This is a genomic window from Hymenobacter radiodurans (genome assembly GCF_004355185.1).
Lineage (GTDB): Bacteria > Bacteroidota > Bacteroidia > Cytophagales > Hymenobacteraceae > Hymenobacter > Hymenobacter radiodurans.
Genome location: NZ_CP037922.1, coordinates 968,014 through 989,204 on the forward strand (window position 1 = coordinate 968,014; position 21,191 = coordinate 989,204).

A 21,191-nucleotide genomic window follows, 5' to 3' on the forward strand; every position below is an offset into this window, starting at 1 on the left:
ACAGTCAGTGTCGAGAGTATTCGTGACCAGAAAACGCACTATTTTGCCTACTGCCTGATCACGCACCTTATCAATTGCTTTATGAAAGAATTGCTCCTAGCCGGCGTGCCGTTTCGCTTTGATGGCCGGCTGTGGCTGCAAGGCCCCGACGACCGGTTTATGGGCATTGGCCGCTTGGAGCTGCTGGAACACATCGCGGCCCTGGGCTCTATCTCGCAGGCGGCCCGTGCTATGAACATGTCCTACAAGCGCGCCTGGGACCTAGTAGCTTCCATGAACGCGCAAGTGCGTACGCCCCTAGTACAGACCCAGACGGGCGGCAAGCGCGGCGGCGGGGCAGGCCTCACCCCGGCGGGAGAACAGGCGGTGGCCGATTTTCGCGCTATGCATGCCCGGTTCGCCGCATTCCTGGCCGACGAGACAGCTCGACTTTATTCTTAATTCCTCCCCAGAAAGAAGACAAGTCTAAGTCGTGGCCACCGTTATATTTGTTTAAATATAACCATTCGCGGCATGTCGAAACGATACCCTTGCTGCGTGAGCTTTCCATTACTGGCTACCGGCTGGCTGGTGTTGATGGGTGGCGCCGACGGCTACCAAGCCGTGTGTGCCCTGCCCGAAATTGACTCTGCCTTTGCGGTCCAAACCATCCTGCTGGCCGATCAACTCGACGGGCAGCCCTTGCCAGCCAAAAATGCCCCCTACCAGCTTGTCGTACCCTTGGAAAAGCAGCCCGTCCGCTGGGTGCGTCAACTCACGGGTCTACGCGTGGTTAAGGTGTACGAATCAGTAACTCTCCCACGTATTGCCTTACCCTGAACTGATGAAAAAGACGTTACGCTTCGTTCCCCGGGTGGCGCTCGGCCTAACGGCGCTGTCCCTGGCGCCTGTCGCGGCGGCCCAGACCCCGGCCCCGCCCGCCGCACTACCCCGACGGATACCGTGCGCAGCACCCTGAATGAAGTAGTGGTGTCGGCCTCCCGGGTGGAAGAAAGCTTTCTGCAGTCGCCGGTCACGGTGGAGAAGCTTAATGCCCGCGCTATCAGGCTGACGCCCGCGCCCTCGTTTTTCGACGCCTTGGAGCATCTAAAAGGCGTGCAGGTCCTGACACTCAGTTTGGGGTTTCGAGTTCTCAATGCTCGGGGCTTCACCAACACGACCAACGTGCGCTTCGCTCAGCTCGTGGACGGCGTCGACAACCAGGCCCCGCACATCGGCGGGCCCATTGGAAATGTATTGGGTCCCAGCGACCTGGATATCCAGAGCGTGGAAGTGGTGCCCGGCACGGCCGCGGCCCTTTACGGACTCAACGCCATCAACGGGCTGGCTAATTTTCAGACCAAGAACCCGTTCTCCTTCCAAGGGCTGAGCGTGCGCCAGCAAACAGGGCTCAACCATCTGAATGACCCCAATGTGCGGACCCTCGGTCTGGGCGGTTCGTCGGAAAAACTCTACTCGGAAACCAGTGTGCGCTACGCCCAGGTGTTGGTGCCCGAGAAGCTGGCCTTCAAAATCAACGGCACCTACCTGCGCGCCAACGACTGGATTGCCAACGACCAGACCGACCTGTTTGCCCAGGGCAACGCGACGACCGGGCTCTTCGGCGTCAACAACCCGGCTCGTGACCCGGTGAACAGTTACGGCAATGAATCCTCGGACCGCAGCACGCTCACGCTCGGGGGCAGCAGTACACGGTGGCCCGCACCGGCTACGACGAGCGGGATTTAGTGGACTATACTATCAAAATCCTGAAGGCCGACGCGGCGCTGCATTACCGTTTCGAGCCCGGCGTGGAGCTGGCTTACGCCTACCGGGTGGCCGGCTTCGACAACGTGTACCAGCGCTCGAACCGCTTCCGCCTGCAGGACTACTTGTTGCAGCAACACGCATTAACCCTGACCATGCCCGTGGTGCAGGCCCGGGCCTATGCCACGCTGGAAAATACCGGCAAGAGTTACAACCTGCGCTCCATGGGCGAGAACCTAGACCGCAGCTTCCAACCCGACGCGGTTTGGAACAACGAGTATGCCATGGCGTGGAACGCGGCGGTAGGGGCCGGGCAAACCGTGGCCCAGGCCCACGCCAGCGCCCGCCTCGCCGCCGATGCCGGCCGCCTACAACCCGGCACGCCTGCCTTCAACCAGCGCCTCGGCGAACTGCAGGACATCAACAACTGGGATCAGGGCGCGGCTCTGCGCGTGAAGGCCAAACTGCTGCACGCCGAGGCCCAGGTGAACCTGGCCGAAGCCTGGCGGCGGAAAGGTGGGAAGCAGCCGGCAAATATAGATTTGTTGGCCGGCGCGGACCACCGCACCTATGTAGTGGTGCCCGACGGCAATTACTTTATCAACCCCGCGCCGGGCCAGGACCCACTGCAAGACGACCTGATCTATTCGAAGACCGGCGGCTTCGTGCAGGCCGGCGGCCGTTTCTTGGCGGAAAAGCTGCGCCTCACTGCCACGCTTCGCGTGGATAAGAACGACTACTTCGACGTGAAACTCAACCCGCGCTTTACGGCCGTGTTCTTGCCCACCCAGCAGCAGAACTTTCGCCTCAGCTACCAGAGTGGCTACCGCTTTCCCAGCTTGTTCGAAGGGTTCTCCAACGTGAACAGCGGCCAGGTGAAGCGCATCGGCGGGCTGCGGGTCATGTCGGACGGGGTGTTCGAGAATAGCTACCTGCGCACCGGCATCGACGCGTTTAATACGGCCGTGACGGCGGCCATTAACGCCAACACTTCGGCGCAGACAGCCGCCCAGAAGCGCCAGCAGGCCATTGCCGACAACCAGGGCCGCCTAGTGAAGAACCCTTATACCTACCTTAAGCCGGAGTACATCCGCTCGCTGGAAGTCGGCTATAAAGCGGGCCTGCTGCCCCAGGGTCGGCTGCTAGTCGATGTGGATTTCTACTATAACGCCTACCGCGACTTCATCGCCCAGGTGGAAGCCTACGTGCCGGTTACGGCCACTGGGGAGCCCCTGACTACGGCAGACCTGAACACCGTGGCCACGACGCTGAACGCCCGGGCTGGACAGGCCCGCTATCGCCTCTGGACTAACTCGCAGAGCCGGGTGACCAACTACGGGAGCTCGGCGGGGGTGCGCTACGAGGTGGGCCGCGGCTACCTGCTGGGCGTCAATACCACCTACACCCGCCTGCGCCGCACTCAGAACGGAGACGGCCTGGAAGACGGCTTCAACACCCCGCGTTGGGCCTATAACCTGAGCGTGGCCAACGAGAACATCGTAGGCAACGTCGGCTTTGGGCTTCACTATCGCCACCAGAATCGCTACTTCTCCCAGACGTTTCTGGTGGTGGGTACCGTGCCGGCCTTTGGGACGCTCGATGCTCAACTAAGCTACCACATTCCCGCCGCGCAGGTGCGCCTGAAGCTGGGCGCGAGCAACGTGCTCAACAACTACTACGTCTCGTACCTAGGTGGGCCGAGCGTGGGCGGTCTGTATTACCTAACCGTGGCCTACGGACTATGAATCAGCTCGGTATGGCGAGCAACAACCTAATAAGTACAACACATCGGGTTAAGTAGCTTGGTTATACCAGAGGAGATAATTCTCGGTAGGGCTTAGAGTAATTTTATTCCCCCGCTGCGATAATAAGACCGTAGAGGAGTAGTGAATAGTCCAACTGGTTATTCACTACTTTCACCACTATGCGGTATTCCTTAACTCTGATTATTCTAAGTGCCGGGCTACTGGCCTTTGCTGTTGGTTGCGGTATGTTGCCTGGCTCAAATAGTGGCCGTGCCACTACTGGTTCCGTGCAAGTATGGCTTACCAATCCGACGCAGTCGGAGCGCTTCGCTGCGCAACCTGATTTGCGGGTGGAAGCAACGCTTGCCCCTGATATTCCCGTCATTAGGATTGATGAGCAGCAGCGCTTCCAAACCATGGATGGCTTTGGGTATACCCTTACGGGTGGCAGCGCCCTGCTCCTGCATAAAATGCCCCCCGGTGCCCGCACTAAGCTATTACGTGAGCTTTTTAGCACCAGTGGCGACGCAATTGGTGTAAGCTACCTGCGCTTGAGTATCGGTGCCTCCGACCTCGACGACCGGGTATTTTCCTACAATGATTTGCCCCCCGGCGAGACCGATCCGACGCTGGCACGCTTCAGTCTGGCCCCTGACCAAGAGCATCTGATTCCGGTGCTGAAGGAGATTCTGGCCATCAGCCCGGCTATTAAACTACTCGGCTCGCCCTGGTCGCCGCCCACCTGGATGAAAACAAATGGTGACTCCAAAGGTGGCAGCCTTAAGCCCGAATGGTATGATGCCTACGCACGCTACTTCGTGAAATATGTGCAGGGCTACGCGGCGCAAGGTATTCGCATTGATGCCATTACGGTGCAGAACGAGCCGCTGCACCCCGGCAATAACCCAAGCTTGCTGATGCTGCCTGAGCAACAAGCCAACTTCATCAAGAACAACCTTGGACCAGCCTTTAAAGCCGCGAAGCTGGATACCAAGATTATTATTTACGACCACAACGCCGACAAGCCTGAGTACCCACTTACCGTTCTTAACGACCCACAGGCGCGCGCTTACATCGATGGCTCGGCTTTCCACCTGTATGGGGGGCAAATTGAGGCGCTGAGCAAGGTGCACGAGGCCTACCCCGAAAAGCACGTTTATTTCACTGAACAGTGGGTAGGCTCCAAAACGAAGTTTGCCGATAACTTCGGCTGGCACATCAAGAACCTCGTTATCGGGGCGCCGCGCAACTGGGCACGCACCGTGCTGGAATGGAACCTAGCCGCCGACTCTCAGCAAAACCCGCACACGCCCGGCGGCTGCACGGAGTGCCGGGGGGCAATTACCATCGACAAAGATTCGGTACGGCGCGAAGACGCGTATTATATCATCGCTCACGCCAGCAAATTCGTGCTCCCTGGTTCGGTGCGCGTAGCTTCCTCGGAAGTGTCTAGCTTGCCAAACGTTGCCTTTCGCACACCTGCCAACAAAGTTGTACTTATCGTCCTGAACGAAGGCAGCGAGCCTAAGACTTTCGGTGTTCGCCGCGGGCAGCAAACCGTGAGTCATACGCTACCGGCTGGCGCTGCTGCTACGTACGTGTGGTGAGGCAGGCCGCGAGCTACCAGCCCGCGCCCGCGTCTTTGCTTTCTTCGGGCTTAATCAATCGAAACTCCACTCGGCGGTTAAAGCGGCTATCTTCTTCGGTTTTCTCTTCTCGTAAGGGCTGCGTGCTACCGTACCCCGTATTATCGATGCGGTTGGGTTTGAGCTTGCCCTTCTGCTCAATGTAATTGCGAATGGCCTGGGCTCGATCCTGCGAAAGGGCCACATTCACATCTGGGTCGCCGCTGGAGTCGGTGTGGCCTGAAATGCTAAGTCGGAACGTGGGATGATCGACCATATACAACGTAATCTGATCCAGCGTCTTATGCATGGATGGCAGGATAGTAGATTTTCCCTGATCGAACTCAATATTGCGGAAAATTAGGGGCAGGCGATAGTCAATGGAGTTGGTAAGCAGGCGCATTAACGTGTCGCCTTTCAATTCAAATTGCTTCTCCACGCTGAAGAAATCCGGGCTTTGAATCAGCATTACATAGCGTGAGCCTTCAATTAAATCAAAATCGAATGAGCCGTCGGGGCGCAGATATTTACTGGCTACCTCAATGCCATTATCCGTGTCGATAATGCTGACAATGCCCCCTAGCGGCTTCTTGGTTACTGAGTCGGCTAGCACGCCTTCCACGTGCGTAGTAGCCAGTGGCTGCGCCTCCATCGGGAGCGGAAACGAGTAGAGGTCAAGGTTCTTGAGGTCTTTTACCTCCGAGCGGGCGTAGTACAGATTCTTGGAGTCGCCATCGATGGTGAAGTAATACTCCGAGCCTTTGCCATTCACTAGCGGCCCCACGTTGCGCGGCTCCTGCCAACGACCTTGCACACGGTAGCTCTTATAAATATCGAAGTCGCCGTAGTTCAATAATTGCCCCCTAGAGCTGAAATACAGCACATTGTACATGGGGTGGTAAAAAGGACTGACTTCGCTTTCGCGGGTATTTATCACTGGCCCTAAGTTCTGCGCTTTGCCCCACTGCCCGTTTTTTTGCTTGGCAGTATACCAGATATCCGATAAGCCAAAGCCCCCAGCCGGTCGGAAGCGAAATAAAGCGTGTCTTCCCCCCGCGACAATGTCGGTTGCGAATCCCACGCTGTTGAGTTCACATTGGCCCCCAAGCTCTTCGGCACCGACCATTGCCCATCCTGAAAGGTCGACTGAAACAGGTCGCAGTTGCCGTGGCAGTTTGGGCACTCACACCGGGCAAAGTAGATGGTGCGGCCATCCTTGGTAATACACGCCGACCCTTCGTTATAAGGCGAATTGATGGGCTTAGGCAGCGGTTCAGCATCGGTCCAATACTCGCCTTCCTTACGCGACGTGTACAAGTCTTCATCGACCACGGGGCTGGTAATGCCGCGGGTTTTGCGCTTGGAAGAGAAAATAAACAAGCCCGCTTCCGAATTCAGCGTCGGGCCATAATCCTCCACGTCGGAGTTGATGCCGTCGCCCATGCTCGTATACACTCCTTTGGGCGGGTGAAACGTGACGATGTTTTTGCGATATTCTACTAGGTCGTAGTAGGTCTTCAGGGGCACGTACAAGTCCTGGGTTTTCTGCTCCAAGGAGTCGTAGTAGAGTTGAATTTTGGTAATATCCTGCCGATGATGCTTGAGCGCCAGGCGGTAGTACGCTTTGGCGCGCGCTTCATCGCCGGTGCGCTCACAAAGCTGGGCTAGGCGCCAAAGCATCGGGGTGTCCTTGATAAAATTCTGTATACCAAACTGATGGACGTAAGCTTCCAACAGCTTACGGGCCTGCGTCCAGTTTTTGCGCTTCTCCGCTCGCTGAATTTCTTTGAGCGCTTTCTTGTCCTGATAGTATGCTATCCGATTTACGTTGGGAAAGCTAGGTGTCGCATCGGGCCGCAGACGTAGCTGGGGGGCTTTCTTGCCGGTGAGGGGCCGTACCTGCAAAGGCTTGTCCGTAGGCTGCTGTCCGTACGTAGCCGAAACGGCTAAAAACCAAAGCAGTAAAACCAGACCCGATAAGCGATGCATACGACGTTTTTTGAACCCTAAGAGCCGCTACAATTGCCGCGCCAGAGACCAAAAATAGAAGTTTTTCAATCCAAGTACTAAGCTTATTATCTGCCTCATTGGCTCGCCGCCATCTGGTATTTATGCCGATTTGTCGGCGCGAGGCCGATGGGGTTTAGTGGCATAGCACTTGTCAAAGCCGTACCTTCGGACTACCGTTGCCCCTGGGGAGCTACGGAGCGCTGCAATTCTGTCATTCTGGCGCCGCCAGCTTTCCCCTATTGTATTATTATGAGTGAAAACCGCAATTCGCGCCGTCCCAAATCATCCGTTTTGCTAATGGCTGAAGATCCCGCCGAGATGGTGTCCATCATTGCCACTGATCCAGATCAGACCCTTTCCGGGCAGGATGCGCCCGACGTACTGCCCCTGTTGCCCGTACGAAATACTGTGCTGTTTCCGGGTGTGGTATTACCCGTTACCGTAACGCGCAAAAAGAGCATCCGGCTGGTACGCAAAGCGTACCGCGGCAATAAAATTGTGGGCGTTTTGGCCCAAAAGAATACCCAAAGCGACGACCCCACGCTCGCCGACTTGTATGAAGTGGGCACAATGGCCCGCATCCTGAAGCTGTTGGTGTTACCCGATGGCAACACAACCATCATTATCCAGGGGCAAAGCCGATTTAAGGTAGAAGAAGTGCAGCAGGACAGCCCTTACCTAACGGCTCGCGTCAGCTACTTCCCCGAAACGTTTCCTAACAAGACCTCTAAGGAGGTAAAAGGCTTGGTGGCGTCGCTGAAAGATGCGGCTGCGAAGATGCTTAAGCTCAATCCTGAAATTCCACAGGAGGCCCAGGTAGCGTTGGATAACATCGAGTCGCCGGCTTTCCTTACCCATTTTCTGTCCTCGAATATTAACGTGGAGGTGGGGTTGAAGCAGAAGCTGCTGGAAATTAATGATGGCGTGGAGCGGGGCACGCGCCTGCTGGAAATGATGATGAAGGAGATTCAGCTGTTGGAAATTAAGCACGAGATCCAGAGCAAGGTTCATACAGACATCGATCAGCAGCAGCGGGATTATTTCCTGCGCCAGCAAATCAAGGTGCTCCAGGACGAGCTTGGCTTTGATGGCCCCGACCAAGAGCTAGAGAAGCTGCGTGCTCGTGCGAAGGATAAAAAATGGCCCCCAGCCGTTGCCAAGCACTTTGCTAAAGAGGTAGATAAACTAAGTCGCGTAAACCCCGCAGCGGCTGAGTACCCGATGAGCGTGAACTACGTGGAGTTTCTCCTCGATTTGCCATGGTCGGAGTACACTAAGGATAATTTCAATCTGACTCGTACCCGCAAAATCCTTGACCAAGACCACTATGGCTTGGAAAAGGTGAAGGACCGCATTATTGAGTATTTGGCTGTGCTGAAGCTTAAGCAGGACATGAAGGCGCCGATTTTGTGCCTCTATGGCCCTCCCGGAGTGGGTAAAACCTCTTTAGGACGCTCGGTGGCAAAGGCACTTGGGCGCAAATATGTGCGAATGAGCCTGGGCGGTGTGCGCGACGAGGCCGAGATTCGGGGGCATCGCAAAACCTACGTGGGCGCCATGCCGGGTCGTCTTATTGCCCAGATTAAGAAGGCGGGAGCTTCAAACCCGGTTATTATTCTGGATGAGATTGATAAAGTAGGCGCTGACTTCCGGGGCGACCCGCAGTCGGCACTGCTAGAAGTACTCGATCCGGAGCAGAACTCAACCTTCACTGACAACTATCTGGAGGTGGAGTACGACCTGTCGAAGGTGCTGTTCATTGCTACCGCTAATGCGTTGGACACCATTCATCCGGCGCTGCGCGACCGGATGGAAATCATTGACTTGACAGGCTACACGCTGGAAGAAAAAACGCAGATTGCTAAGAAGCACCTGTGGCCTAAAGTGCTCCACGAAAACGGCTTAACGCCAAAGGATGTGAGCATCACCCAGCCCGCTTTGCAGCGTGTTGTCGATGATTATACCCGCGAGTCGGGGGTGCGTGGCTTGGAGCGCAAGCTTGGATCGGTAGCCCGCAACATTGCCAAAAGCAAAGCTTTGAAAGAGGCACACGTTGCGGTGCTAGAGCCGAAAGATATAAGCCGCATTCTCGGGGCCGCTACTTTCGACCGGGACCTGTATCAGGACAACGAAACGGCTGGCGTGGTGACGGGCTTAGCCTGGACGTCGGTAGGGGGTGATATTCTCTTTATCGAAAGCCTGCTGAGTCGTGGCCGGGGCAAAGTGACGCTTTCTGGTCAGCTGGGCGATGTAATGAAGGAGTCGGCCGTTACTGCCTTGTCGTATTTGCGCAGCCGCGCCGATTCGTTGGGCATCGACCACCGCCTTTTCGACCAATACGATCTGCACATTCACTTCCCGGAAGGCGCCGTTCCCAAAGATGGACCGAGTGCGGGTATTGCTATTTTCACCAGCATTGCCTCAGTGTTTACGCAGCGTAAAATCCGTTCGCACCTAGCTATGACGGGCGAGATTACCCTGCGCGGTAAAGTGCTGCCGGTGGGCGGAATCAAAGAAAAGATACTGGCTGCCAAGCGGGCCGGCATTCGGGATGTTATTCTCTGCGATAAGAACCGAAAAGACATTCAGGAGATTTCGGCCGAGTATCTCAAGGATCTGACTATTCACTACGCTGCCCGCGTCGATGATGTGCTGAAAGTAGCGCTGCTGGACGAGTTGGTAGCTAATCCCATTAAGCTTACCGTGCGCGACGAGCCTGCGCCAGCCTTATATGGCCCAAGCGTAGAGGTATCATAAGAAAATAGAAAGAGCAGTGGCCTCAGAATGCTTCCTTACGATAGTTGGAGATTTTCCCCGACACGGTAAGGAAGCATTCTGAGGCCACTGCTCTTTCCAATTCATACATTGAAGTAAAGCCAGAGTAGCCTAATCGCTGTATCTTGGAACGATGATTCGATTGCTGCCCTCTCGTTTATTGCTCGGCTTCTCTGGTTTGGTGCTGGGAGCAATCTTAGCCAGCCAGCCGGTGGCCGCGCAGATTGGGGGCCAGCAGGCATTCACCTTTCTGAATTTGCCCCCCAGTGCCAAGCTAGCTGGGTTGGGCGGCGTAAACGTCAGCTCCCGCGACGCCGACGCGACCATGATTTACGGCAATCCAGCCCTGCTCAACGCTGACATGGATGGCCGCTTAGCACTCGGCTACGTTGATTACCTGTCTGATATCAAGCAGAGTACGGCCGCTTACGTTTTCAATACCAAATCATTTGGCCGACTGGGCGTTGGGCTCACGTATTTAAACTACGGCAGGTTTGAGCAGTTTGATGCTGCCGGTAATAGCCTAGGTGAATTCTCAGTCAATGAATACGCCCTCGGTGTGTCGGATGCTTACACCAGCGGCAACTTCACGCTGGCCGGTACGCTCAAACTCGCTGTGTCTGGTATTGCCGGCAATCATTCGCTGGCCGCGCTGGCTGATGTGGGGGGCATTTTTAAACATCCATCGCAGGATTTTACGGTCGGCCTCACGGTGCGCAATGTGGGCTACCAACTCCAGCCGTATGCCGGCGCCGACCGCGAACCCATGCCGCTCGATGTGCAGATTGGAGCTTCATTCAAACCGGAATACATGCCCTTGCGCCTCTCTATCACGGCGCACCATCTCCAGCAGTTGGATATTGTATACCTCGACCCAAACCAGCGCGGACAACTCGACGATAATGGCGTTGAAATCAAGCCTAAAAAGTCGCTCGGGGACAAAATAGCTCGCCACTTTGTGGTAGGGGGCGAAGTATTGTTCAGTAAGAACTTTCACCTGCGCGCGGGCTACAACCATTTGCAACGCCGCGAACTGCGCCTCGAAAACACGTCGGCGGGAGCAGGGTTAAGCTTTGGAGCAATGCTGCGTATCAGCGAATTTCAGCTCGACTATACCCGCGCTTACTATCACGCATCGGGGGCAGCCAACTACTTCACTGTGGCCCGTAATCTGGACTCGCTTTTTAATAAGCAGAATAGCAATTGACCTTGTTATCAAATTCTTACAACACCTTTTTATTTGCGCCAACAGGTAGCCTTTGGTCAGTCGGCTCCTGATGCCAGCTACACACTTTGTTCTACGGTAAGTCGTTTGGTAAGCGGAGTAACGCCGATAGCCTAACCCGTTAGCACGACGTATAAGAGTCCCGCTCACAAGCAGCAGTCCAACCTCACCACCTGTGGGTTTACACCTGCCCACGTTTCTTCTATCCCATGATTGAATCAGCTTCTTTTCTTACTCCGGCGCAAATAGTAGCCGAACTCGATAAGTACATCATTGGTCAGCATGATGCCAAGCGCCACGTGGCTATTGCGCTACGCAACCGCTGGCGCCGTTTGCATGCCCCTGCTGATATGCAGCGTGAAATTGTGCCCAACAATATTCTCATGATTGGCTCGACAGGGGTAGGCAAAACAGAAATTGCCCGCCGCCTAGCCAGCATTGCCGACGCGCCCTTCACGAAAGTAGAAGCTTCCAAGTTTACAGAAGTTGGTTACGTGGGCCGCGACGTGGAAAGCATGGTGCGCGACTTGGTAGAGCAATCGGTGAATATGGTGCGAATGCGCCGCAAGGAAGAAGTAAAGGTGCAGGCTGCTCAGGTAGTAGAAGATATTATTCTGGATGCGCTTATACCGCCCATTTCCAGCGGTGCCACTACGGTAGCTAAGCCTTCCGTCGGCTTCGGTGGTGAGGGCAGTGCCATGCCCGACAGTGACCATGAGCTAAACGAGCGTACCCGCGAGAAATTCCGTCAGAAAATTCGAGCCGGTGAGCTCGATGACCGCAAAATTGATATTAAGGTCCAGCAGAATAACACGCCCGGCATCGGAGTAGTAGGCGGGCCCGGCGGCATGGACGAAGCCTCGATGGCTGGCCTTCAGGATATGCTTAGCAGCATGATGCCCAAGAAAACCCGCAAGCGTAAAGTCACTATTGCCGAAGCTCGCAAGATTCTGCTCGATGAGGAAGCCGCCAAGCTCATCGATATGGATGAGGTGAAGGACGAAGCCATTCGCAACGCCGAAAACGCAGGTATCATCTTCATTGATGAGATTGACAAAGTAGCCAGTCGCAACGGCAAAAGTGGGGGCGGTGGGCCCGACGTAAGCCGCGAAGGCGTGCAGCGCGATCTGCTGCCCATCGTGGAAGGCTCGGCCGTCAGCACCAAGTATGGCGTCATCAACACTGATCATATCCTGTTCATTGCCGCCGGCGCATTCCACGTAGCTAAGCCCAGCGACCTGATTCCCGAGCTGCAAGGTCGCTTCCCGATTCGCGTAGAACTGCAAAGCCTCACCAAAGCCGACTTTTATCGCATTCTTAAGGAGCCCAAAAATGCCCTCACCAAGCAATATGAGGCACTCTTGATAGCCGAGGAAGTACAGCTAACTTTTGATGACGCCGCTCTAGAGCGCGTAGCCGAAATTGCTTTTGAAGTGAACGAGGAAGTCGAAAACATTGGGGCTCGGCGCCTGCACACCGTCATGAGCCGCCTGCTTAACGACATCCTGTTCGATGTTCCCGATCGTATCGGCGCCAATGCCCATATCCTCATTACCCGCGAGCTAGTAGAAGAACGCCTCAGTGATATGGTTCGCAACCGCGATTTATCGCAATATATCCTCTGATAAAAGGTAACGCCGACTGGTCAAGCTATCGGCTTCATACTTACTGTAGAAAAGGCGGCTTCCAGGAGTCGCCTTTTTGTTGGGTTTCCTCTGCGGATGATTTGCCCGTATAAGAACTTCCTTTCGACGGTCTCACCTCTACTTCCAATACCCAATGCATTATTACATCATTACGGGCGCAAGCCGAGGCTTAGGCAAAGCGCTGGCCGAAGAAGTACTGCGCCAACCCGATACGACGGTCATAGGAGTATCACGCCATGCTACCATTGAGCACGCGCGTTACCACCATCGCCCCTCGACTTATCGGATAACTTGGCCGTGGAGGCCAATCTGTACACCGTATTTGCCCCCCATCCGGATGCCGCTAGCCTCACGCTGATAAACAACGCGGCGGTATTAGGCCAAATCGGGTACGTGGGCGAACTTCCCAATGAGCACTTCACCTTTGCCTTCGATGTGAACTTGGTGGCCCCGGCTATGCTCATGAACACCTTTCTGAGTAAATATGCTGACATGACGTGCCCGCGCACTATTCTCAATATTAGTAGTGGTGCGGCCCAGCGGGCCGTGGATGGTTGGGCCGCTTATTCGGCCTCCAAAGCGGCCCTCGATGCGTTGACGCGCGCTATTCAGAAGGAGCAGGACTTGCGAGGTACGGGAGTGCGCGTGCAAACTATCTCCCCAGGAGTACTCGACACAGGGATGCAGGAACAGATTCGGAACACCGATAACCGGCAGTTTAGTGAAGTCGATAAGTTCGTAGCGTTTCACACCGAAGACAAACTCGCAGACCCAACCGAAGTAGCCCGCAAGATTTTAGCCTCGTTATAAGTGCACTAGCTTCTGCGTTATAAGCACTACGAATCATCCCTACCACGGCTAAGAGCCGGTTTAACTCAAAGAAGATATAAAAAAGCCCCCAGATATCGTCTGGGGGCTTTTTTGTGACTAGACTTTCAAGCAGCACTACTGAATAGTTACGATGCCCGAGAAAGGAGCATTCAGAAAAGTGGGATTATACTCGATGCGTGTGCCATCTTTCAACAGCAAGGCATACGTGAAGCGGAAGCCTTCTCCAGTCCGCAACGACGCTCGGGTGAGGGCAGTGCGAGCACCTGCTTGTGTAGCGCCCGTAGCCCGCGTCAAGCCTTGAATTACCTCGTCAATTGTCAGTTCAATCGTGCCCGAAGTAGGCGGAACTGTACGAAGCAATACCGTAGGACCACCCACGCCTAGTGCGGGAGCCGTAGTGCCAGCGGGTACGTTGAACCCCACAAACTGGCGGTATACTTGAATGGCTTCCACCTCATTCGCATTGCCGCCTTGTACCTGTATATCGAAACGAGCGGCGGCATTGCCCGTGCCTTGTACCTCTGTGAGCTTAAAGGCATTCCCAGCCGTTACGTTGGTATAGATCTGCGGATATTCCTTGGTTTTCGGGAAAGGTAAGTCTGGATCATCCTCGCAGCCCGACGCGCCTAGCGCCGAAATGACTACCAGCAAAGCAAAAAGAACCTTTTTCATTGTCTTAGTGAAAAGTGGTGATGCTACTACTTTATATAAAAGCAGGAGCTTATCTATCCCAGAAAACTTTGTCTGTGGTTACGTTTGGCTGCGCAGGAGCATTCTGGTTCGTGAGCAGGTCGTTATTACGATACGTGAGCCGAACCGGAAAAGCCCCCGTCTGCACAGTGCCTGGGTACGCAGGCAGGTCTGAATACGGAATGCGTGGGTAGCCCGTACGCCGGTAATCGGTGTACACATCAGTGCCCGTGCCATAGTTGGCAATGTACTTCTCCGTCATGATGACGTTGAGCTTAGCCTCATCCCCAACCGCCGCATCGTACCGAGCCAGCGCCGCCGTAACGTAAGCAGTGATGGTAGCCGCCGGAATTTGAGGTACAGTATAGGACTGCGCCGCATCCTGGGGGTTGGTCGTCGTGATGATAGAGTTGATTTTGTTAAATGAAGCCGTTACCGCGTCGCTAAAGGCCGTTCGGGCAGCAGCTTGGTTACCCAACACCATCAACTGCAACTCTGCCTCGATGAACTTACGCGCGAAGAAGGTGATAAAGCGCTGCGGTACGTTGCCTCTGGCTGAGGCACCCGTAGCACCAGCGGCCAAACCGGCTCCGTTGTCATAGCGGCCACCTATGGGGTACAAGCCCTGCAGTGTGCGCACGTTTGCATTGTTGGTGTTGGCCTGTGGGCCATTACTGCCAAACTGTACCGTAATGAAGCGACCTTCCTGGTAATCCGCAATGGCGGAGGGAGTGTTCAGCGTATACTGATTGAAGAAGTAGTAAGGAATCCGCGGATCTGGCGTAGCTCCTCCGGTAGTTCTCATCAGATCATAAAAGAACCGATTAACCCCATTCTCCCGGCCACTGCCCGCATAATCGCCTTGGAAGCCAGGATGGCGGTTTTCGGGGCCACTACCTGTACTAAAGCGAAACTCAAAATCGTCGGCGGCGGTAATCAGGTTCTGTGCCAGCAAAGGCGTAACCTGCGCTCGAACGTCCTGCACAAGACGCACTTGGTTGTAGAGCTTCAGCTTCAGCGTATTGCCCAGCCGAATCCACTTGTCGCGATTACCTCCGTAAATCAGATCGTCGCCGCCCAAGGGCCGACTAGCATCGGTCCGCTGCAGATTGGCGATGCCCTCGTCGATTAGACGGAACAGGTCGGCATAGATTTCCGCGTCGTCGTCGAAGCGGGGGGCATTAAAATTGGTCGCTGATGTTTGGGAGCCACGTAGCGCTTCAGAGTAGGGAATATCACCCCACATATCCACCATTTGGCTAACTACATGGGCCTTTTGAATCTGCGCTACGCCCACGTGCGTCCAAGCATTGGTAGCGGTACCCTTTTCAATTATAGCCTCATTATTAGACAGCGTGCTGATGTACAAGCCCTGCCAAGAGTTATTGAAGGTCTCGCCCGTAAGGCCATAGGTACCAACCCGACCATTAATAATCTGCTGCATAAGAGCGGAAGTATACTGACTTAGGCCTAGTACATTATGACCCAGGTAAATACCCATCGACGTCTGAGTTGTCGTCATGAGCAGGTCGATGTTGACATCTACCGGGTTGATGGGATCAGTGTTGACATCCAAAAACTTTTCGCATCCAGCCCCACCTGCCAGCACCCCAAGCAACGCCAGGGTGACAGGGATTTTAGATATTTTCATGAGAAGTAAGTTCTAAGTTGAACAGGAGGAAAAAGGCCTAGAACGTCACGCGCAAGTTGACCCCATAGCGCCGCGAAGACGGAGCATTTGTGAAGTCAAAACCCTGCGCGTTGCCAGCACCATACGAGCTGGTTTCTGGGTCAAAATTCATGTACTTAGGCAGGTTAGGTGTGATATAAAACAGGTTACGCCCCGACAAGCTGAGATTGGCCGCCCGTAATAGCTTCGTTTTTTCGAGCAGCTTGCTAGGCAAGTCGTACCCAAGCGTTATCTCGCGTAAGCGAATAGTAGTGGCATCGAAAACGACAAACTCGGATGCTGCACCACTAGCGAAAGAGCCCGCACCGAAATACAAATCGTTATAGGAAATAGCGGTCGTGTTTGGAGTAGCACTGCCATCGCTATTCAGAATAGGCTGGAAGGTGTTTGGGTTGCCGTACACACCATCAATCACTACCGTCTTCTCGCGGTCTTCGGTGTCTTTGGTTACCCCTCGCAAGAAATAGCTTTGGATTGTTTGAGACCAAATGTCCCCACCTTGGCGGTAATCAATAACCCCTTGCAACGACAACCCTTTGTAGGTAAAGGTGTTGGTAAAGCCCAAGGTGAAGTCGGGGTTTGGATTGCCGATAACATCCACGGTGGGCGAAATAATCATTCGGCCCGTAGCCTGGTTGATGAGCACCTTGCCCGACTGCGGGTCGCGGGCGGCCACTGAACCAACAAGCAGACCATAGGGCTGGCCAGGACGATGGATCGATTGGGGATCGGAGAAAAAGGCCCCCGTAACCCCATTCAACTGCTGCTGTACGCCCTCGGCCAGTTCCTCTACAATGTTGCGGTTACGGGTAAAAGCGGTGAACGTATTCCAGCGGAATCCGCCAGCATCAATGGGCACTACGGTCAGCGCAAACTCAACGCCTTTGTTGGATACTTCCCCGGCATTCGTAAGGAAAGAGGTGAAGCCCGTGGCAAAGGGTAGCGTTAGGTTAATGATCTGATCGGTTGTACGACGGTCGTAGTAGGTGCCACTCAGCACGATGCGGTCTGAGAAGAAGTTCAGGTCAGTGCCAAACTCCACCTCCTTGGTAAATTCGGGTGTCAACTCAGGGTTGCTCACTCGTCCGCCCCGCGCTGCACCAGCCACTCCATTGAAGGGGAAGGTGATAGAGGCGGCGTTATTACCAAAGGTTGGGTTTACCGTGAATACATTGTTGAGGGCGTTAATGGGCGCGTCGTTACCTGCTTTGGCCCAACTAGCCCGCACCTTACCCATGTTCAGTATGTTCGACTGGATACCAAAGGCTTCAGTGAAGATCAAGGAGCCGCTGAAGCTCGGGTAGAAGAATGTATTGCTGCCAGGCGAGAGTGTCGATGACCAGTCATTCCGACCTGTCACGTTCAGGTACACAAAGTCTTTATACCCCAGGGTAACGTCTCCTAAGACGCCAAATAAGCGACGTCTTTGTTGAATCGTGCCGTTTTGGGATACGTTACGAGCATTCGTAATATCATCGATATCAAACAGAATGTAATTGGTACCAAGTACGGAAGAGTTGTTGTAAACGCGCTGGTTCACATTGTAGCCGGCAATAGCGCGTAAGCTGATATCTTCCGTTAGGTTGTCATTGAACGTCAGCAACGCCGTGCCCTCGAGCTCAGTGTTAGTGATGTAATCCTGAATGATCTGGCCCGTACCGTTGGCTCCCGTTGAGCCAGGACGAATTACGGAGCGACGCTTATCATTATAGGTGTTCACGCCCCCAGTGAAGCTGAAGCTCAACCAATCAGTGAAGTCATAGCCCAGATTTAAGTTGCCCAGAACTCGGTCAACGCGCGAATTATATGTGTTATAACGTACTGACCAATAAGGGTTGTCTGCCCCGGTTTGTCCTGTTAGCCAGCCTAGCTCGGAGCCACGGGTGATGGGGTTTTCAGACGGTAGCCCTGAGAGGTCAAGGTTGCGGGGCAGGAATAGCAAACGGTTAAGGAAAGAAGCATTACCGACGGCGTTGGCGGCTCCCAGCGTCGGCCCATCCTGTTCGCTATTTACATAGGTTACGTTGGCGCCAATGGTGAACTTATTAAACTGGCCTGAGCCCCCTGTGCTGATGCTGGTGCGGTCAAAACTCGACTCTGGAATCATCCCATCCTGGTCGGAGCGCGATAACACAGCAGAGAACTTCGCGTTTTCACCCGTACCAGCAACGGTGACAGAGTTTTCAAATAAGGTCCCTGTTTTAAAGAAATCCTTAACGTTATCATCAAAGGTCTGATAAGGATAACGTGCGCCAACAAACTCCGGAAATGCCTGATTGAGTCGTGGTACATCAAATGGGTGCGGTACATCAACGGGTGCTTGTATACTGCCAAATGCGGGCCCCCACGAGCCATTCGCTTGAGAGTAGACGCCATTACCGCCTGAGCCATACTTGTTCTGAAATTCCGGTAGGCCCGATATCTGATCGGCGGAAAAAGAGGCATTGTATGTTACCTGCAACCCTTTATCACCGCGGTTCCGACTGCCAGTTTTCGTTGTTATGACAACCGCGCCATTTGCTGCCCGCGAACCATAAAGAGCTGTGGCGGCAATGCCTTTCAGCACGTTGATTGACTCAATATTATTAGGGTCGATGTCAACGGCGCGGTTGGAGTAGGGAGCACTGTTGCCAAGGGAAGCAACCGATTGATCTGAACGGTTGTCGAACGGAATGCCATCAATAACGAATAGCGGCTGGTTTTCATTAAGCAGCGACGAGTTACCCCGAATCGTGATACGGGTCGAGGCACCCGGAGCGCCGCTGGAGCCGCCAATATTGACGCCAGGAACCTTGCCTTGAAGAGTCCGCAGCACGTCCGGCTCCGATTTCTGGACTACTTGCTCACTTTTAACCTCTGAGACGGCGTAGCCTAGTGCGCGCGACTCGCGCTGAATGCCTAGTGCCGTCACCACTACTTCACTCAATTGCTTGGTGTCGGTTGCTAAGGCTACATTAATCTGATTTTCAGTTCCAATTGGCTGGTTGACGGTGACGTAACCAATAGAGCTAAAGGTGAGCATACCACCGCTGGCCGGCACAGTCAACGAGTAAGAACCATCTGCATTAGTTGAGACGCCATTGGTTGTGCCCTGAAGCAGAACCGTAACTCCGGGTAGGCCATCCCCAGATTGTCGATCAGTGACCCGGCCGGAAATGCTCCGGTCCTGAGCCCAAACTTGCTGTAGCAAGCCAAACATGAGCAGTAAGCTCATGAGTAAGGTTTTTTTCATGCACCAAAGAATTTAAAGTGAAAGCCTCTAGTGTGAATAGTATTTTGTTTTAAAAATATTTAAATTTTAGTTGATAATTTTGTGCCTTTTGCATAGCCTTATTACCCATCTTCAAGATGGTTTTTGCAATCACTTTTATTAAATTTTTTTTGTAATACATTAGTGTTCAGCTTGTTTGGTAACAAGTTGTTAGGTTTTGAACCTATATGACACGCAGGATTTCTTACCTGTTGCTTGGCGCGAAGAATAATTTTTGGAAAAAGTTTGGCACAATAAAAAAAGCCCCCAGAGCATTCCGGGGGGCTTTTTTTATTGTGCCGCATTACTACAGAGTAGTTATGTGTGTTTTGCTTGTATTTTAAGGTATCATATAGTTGATTATAAGCGGTTTGATGATTTTAATTTCTATGTGTTGGACTACTTAATTACCGCTTGCAGCCAGCTAATTAATACAGATAAGAAACCAATGAAAATAAAAAAGCCCCGGCTATGTCGCCGGGGCTTTTTGTTGAACCTAACCTGATTAGTACCCAGGGTTCTGCACTAGATTGGGGTTCTGTTGAATATCTACCAAGGGAATGGGTAGAATTGCTCTTTCTGCACCATACGCAATACGGCTGGAGTTACGCTTATAGCGCATCAGGTCGTAGTATCGATGGCCTTCAAAAGCTAGCTCCAAGCGGCGCTCCAACAGGATAGCTTCAATCAAAGCAGCCTTATTAGCAAAGTCAGCAACTGTGTAAGAAGGCGCAGTTGCGGGCTTCGAACGGTTGCGTACCAGATTCAGGAGTGTAACAGCCTCAGCACTTACGCCAGTGGCTGTTTGAGCTAGTCCTTCAGCACGGTTGAGCAAGGTCTCTGCATATCTTACTATCGGCACATAGTCAGCCGAGGCTTCGTTGTACTTCTTGGTAAAGATTAGAGGGCTGCTGGTGGAAGCAGGAATAGTGGTAGGCGTGAGCAACAGCAAACGGCGACGGTCATCAGCAGGAAACTGACTAGTCGGAATCAAAGCATAAGGGTTTACGCTTATGTCTGCGCGACGACCATAGTGCTGTCCCAAGGCGTTGTTCGTATTCGGGTTATCCGATACGTTCATGGCCACCGAGAAAATTGACTCAGCGTTTGAGAAAGTAGCAAGAGTAAACGGCACAGCGGGAGTAGCAGCCAAAGAATGACGTGCTCCGGTTACTACTTCACCTGCCAAGCGAGCAGCATCAGCATACTTACCTTCGTAGAGATACACGCGGGAAAGCAACGAGCGGGCGGCATCCTTAGTGGCACGCGCCGTCTTATCGAAGTTGGTGGTGTAAGTTTCTGGCAGCCCTGCAATGGCATCTGTCAAATCTGCCTCAATTTGAGCATAAACTTCCCGTACCGTAGAGCGAGGCTTGGCTTGGGTTGCATCGAAAGCAGATACAGCATCAGGTGCATCAAGCTGTAGAATTACGCCAGGGTGAGAAGCATCAGCCGTAAAATTGTAGGGTTGAGCAAACAGATTCACTAAGTGAAAATACACCAGCGCCCGAATGAACTTGGCTTCACCTATGTATTGCGCCTCTAGCTCTGGTGCCACTTTGCCCGTGTTCTTCGTCATATTTTGTATGAAGAAGTTAGCACCGTACAGGCTCCGATAACCGCCTGTCCAAGCGTTGGTTACAGTACCATCGTTGGCTAGCGCATTCAAAGTGCCAATACCACCGAAGAAGCCAGTGGGATTGGTGTCATCACTGCGTATATCACTATAGATAAGCGCACGACCACCTAAGAACTCGGCGTTCTGCAACTGGTCGTACATGCCAGTTGCAGTTTTTTGAATGCGATCTGGGTTTGCGAAAGCATCTTCCTGAGTTAATGCTTGCGGTGGAGTTTGTTCTACAATATCCTCACAGCTGGTAGCCGTGGCTAGCAGCAAGGTGCAAAGTACAAGCTGCCGTAGAGTGGAGTTATTAAACATGATTCTAAGAGAGAGCAAA

Annotated in this window: 15 protein-coding genes; 9 read left to right on the forward strand and 6 right to left on the reverse strand. The window is 53.6% G+C overall.

What is annotated here, in order from left to right; translation table 11 throughout:
• The first annotated feature begins 81 nt into the window (after positions 1-81).
• The 5 genes from EPD59_RS05405 (at position 82) to EPD59_RS05420 (ending at position 5,098) form a co-directional block, all read left to right on the forward strand.
• Positions 82-441, forward strand: coding sequence for a winged helix-turn-helix domain-containing protein (locus EPD59_RS05405; RefSeq protein WP_133271897.1), 360 nt, complete (start codon positions 82-84; stop codon positions 439-441).
• Between the two features lie 96 nt (positions 442-537).
• Complete coding sequence (locus tag EPD59_RS05410; protein WP_133271898.1) at positions 538-819, forward strand: molybdopterin-binding protein; 282 nt, start codon at positions 538-540, stop codon at positions 817-819.
• Positions 820-942: 123 nt separating this feature from the next.
• A complete protein-coding gene (locus EPD59_RS21750) occupies positions 943-1,728 on the forward strand; it encodes a TonB-dependent receptor plug domain-containing protein (protein WP_205703484.1) in 786 nt (261 codons plus the stop codon).
• Positions 1,695-3,491: a TonB-dependent receptor domain-containing protein gene (locus EPD59_RS05415; protein ID WP_205703485.1), complete on the forward strand. Its 1,797-nt coding sequence runs from the start codon at positions 1,695-1,697 to the stop codon at positions 3,489-3,491. Before EPD59_RS21750 ends, EPD59_RS05415 begins: the two co-directional genes overlap by 34 nt.
• 179 nt (positions 3,492-3,670) lie before the next feature.
• Positions 3,671-5,098, forward strand: a complete 1,428-nt coding sequence (locus EPD59_RS05420) for a glycoside hydrolase family 30 protein (RefSeq protein WP_165963485.1) — start codon at positions 3,671-3,673, stop codon at positions 5,096-5,098.
• 13 nt (positions 5,099-5,111) lie between these two features.
• On the opposite strand, the gene EPD59_RS22275 is transcribed toward EPD59_RS05420, so the two are convergent.
• Positions 5,112-6,053 carry an OmpA family protein gene (locus tag EPD59_RS22275; RefSeq protein ID WP_240731629.1) on the reverse strand — a complete coding sequence of 314 codons (942 nt, stop codon included), beginning with the start codon at positions 6,051-6,053 and terminating at the stop codon, positions 5,112-5,114.
• A gap of 5 nt (positions 6,054-6,058) precedes the next feature.
• Positions 6,059-7,105 (reverse strand): hypothetical protein, encoded by a 1,047-nt coding sequence (locus tag EPD59_RS22280; RefSeq protein WP_240731630.1) that lies wholly within the window; start codon positions 7,103-7,105, stop codon positions 6,059-6,061.
• Between the two features lie 318 nt (positions 7,106-7,423).
• On the opposite strand from EPD59_RS22280, the gene lon reads away from it, so the two are divergent.
• The 4 genes from lon (at position 7,424) to EPD59_RS05445 (ending at position 13,582) form a co-directional block, all read left to right on the forward strand.
• Positions 7,424-9,883: an endopeptidase La gene (gene lon, locus EPD59_RS05430; protein ID WP_133271899.1), complete on the forward strand. Its 2,460-nt coding sequence runs from the start codon at positions 7,424-7,426 to the stop codon at positions 9,881-9,883.
• A 151-nt stretch (positions 9,884-10,034) separates the two neighbouring features.
• Positions 10,035-11,108 carry a type IX secretion system protein PorQ gene (gene porQ / locus EPD59_RS05435; RefSeq protein WP_133271900.1) on the forward strand — a complete coding sequence of 358 codons (1,074 nt, stop codon included), beginning with the start codon at positions 10,035-10,037 and terminating at the stop codon, positions 11,106-11,108.
• A gap of 227 nt (positions 11,109-11,335) precedes the next feature.
• Positions 11,336-12,751, forward strand: a complete 1,416-nt coding sequence (hslU, locus tag EPD59_RS05440) for an ATP-dependent protease ATPase subunit HslU (protein ID WP_133271901.1) — start codon at positions 11,336-11,338, stop codon at positions 12,749-12,751.
• A gap of 318 nt (positions 12,752-13,069) precedes the next feature.
• A complete protein-coding gene (locus tag EPD59_RS05445; RefSeq protein WP_165963486.1) occupies positions 13,070-13,582 on the forward strand; it encodes an SDR family NAD(P)-dependent oxidoreductase in 513 nt (170 codons plus the stop codon).
• A gap of 135 nt (positions 13,583-13,717) precedes the next feature.
• Here the strand turns inward: EPD59_RS05445 and EPD59_RS05450 are convergent, their stop codons facing one another.
• From EPD59_RS05450 to EPD59_RS05465, 4 genes are all read right to left on the reverse strand, one after another.
• Complete coding sequence (locus EPD59_RS05450) at positions 13,718-14,275, reverse strand: hypothetical protein (protein WP_133271903.1); 558 nt, start codon at positions 14,273-14,275, stop codon at positions 13,718-13,720.
• 49 nt (positions 14,276-14,324) lie between these two features.
• Entirely contained in the window at positions 14,325-15,944 is a 1,620-nt protein-coding gene (locus EPD59_RS05455) for a SusD/RagB family nutrient-binding outer membrane lipoprotein (RefSeq protein WP_133271904.1), read from the reverse strand.
• A 37-nt stretch (positions 15,945-15,981) separates the two neighbouring features.
• Positions 15,982-19,215 (reverse strand): SusC/RagA family TonB-linked outer membrane protein, encoded by a 3,234-nt coding sequence (locus EPD59_RS05460; RefSeq protein WP_133271905.1) that lies wholly within the window; start codon positions 19,213-19,215, stop codon positions 15,982-15,984.
• Between the two features lie 523 nt (positions 19,216-19,738).
• Entirely contained in the window at positions 19,739-21,172 is a 1,434-nt protein-coding gene (locus EPD59_RS05465; RefSeq protein ID WP_133271906.1) for a RagB/SusD family nutrient uptake outer membrane protein, read from the reverse strand.
• Positions 21,173-21,191: the final 19 nt, after the last annotated feature.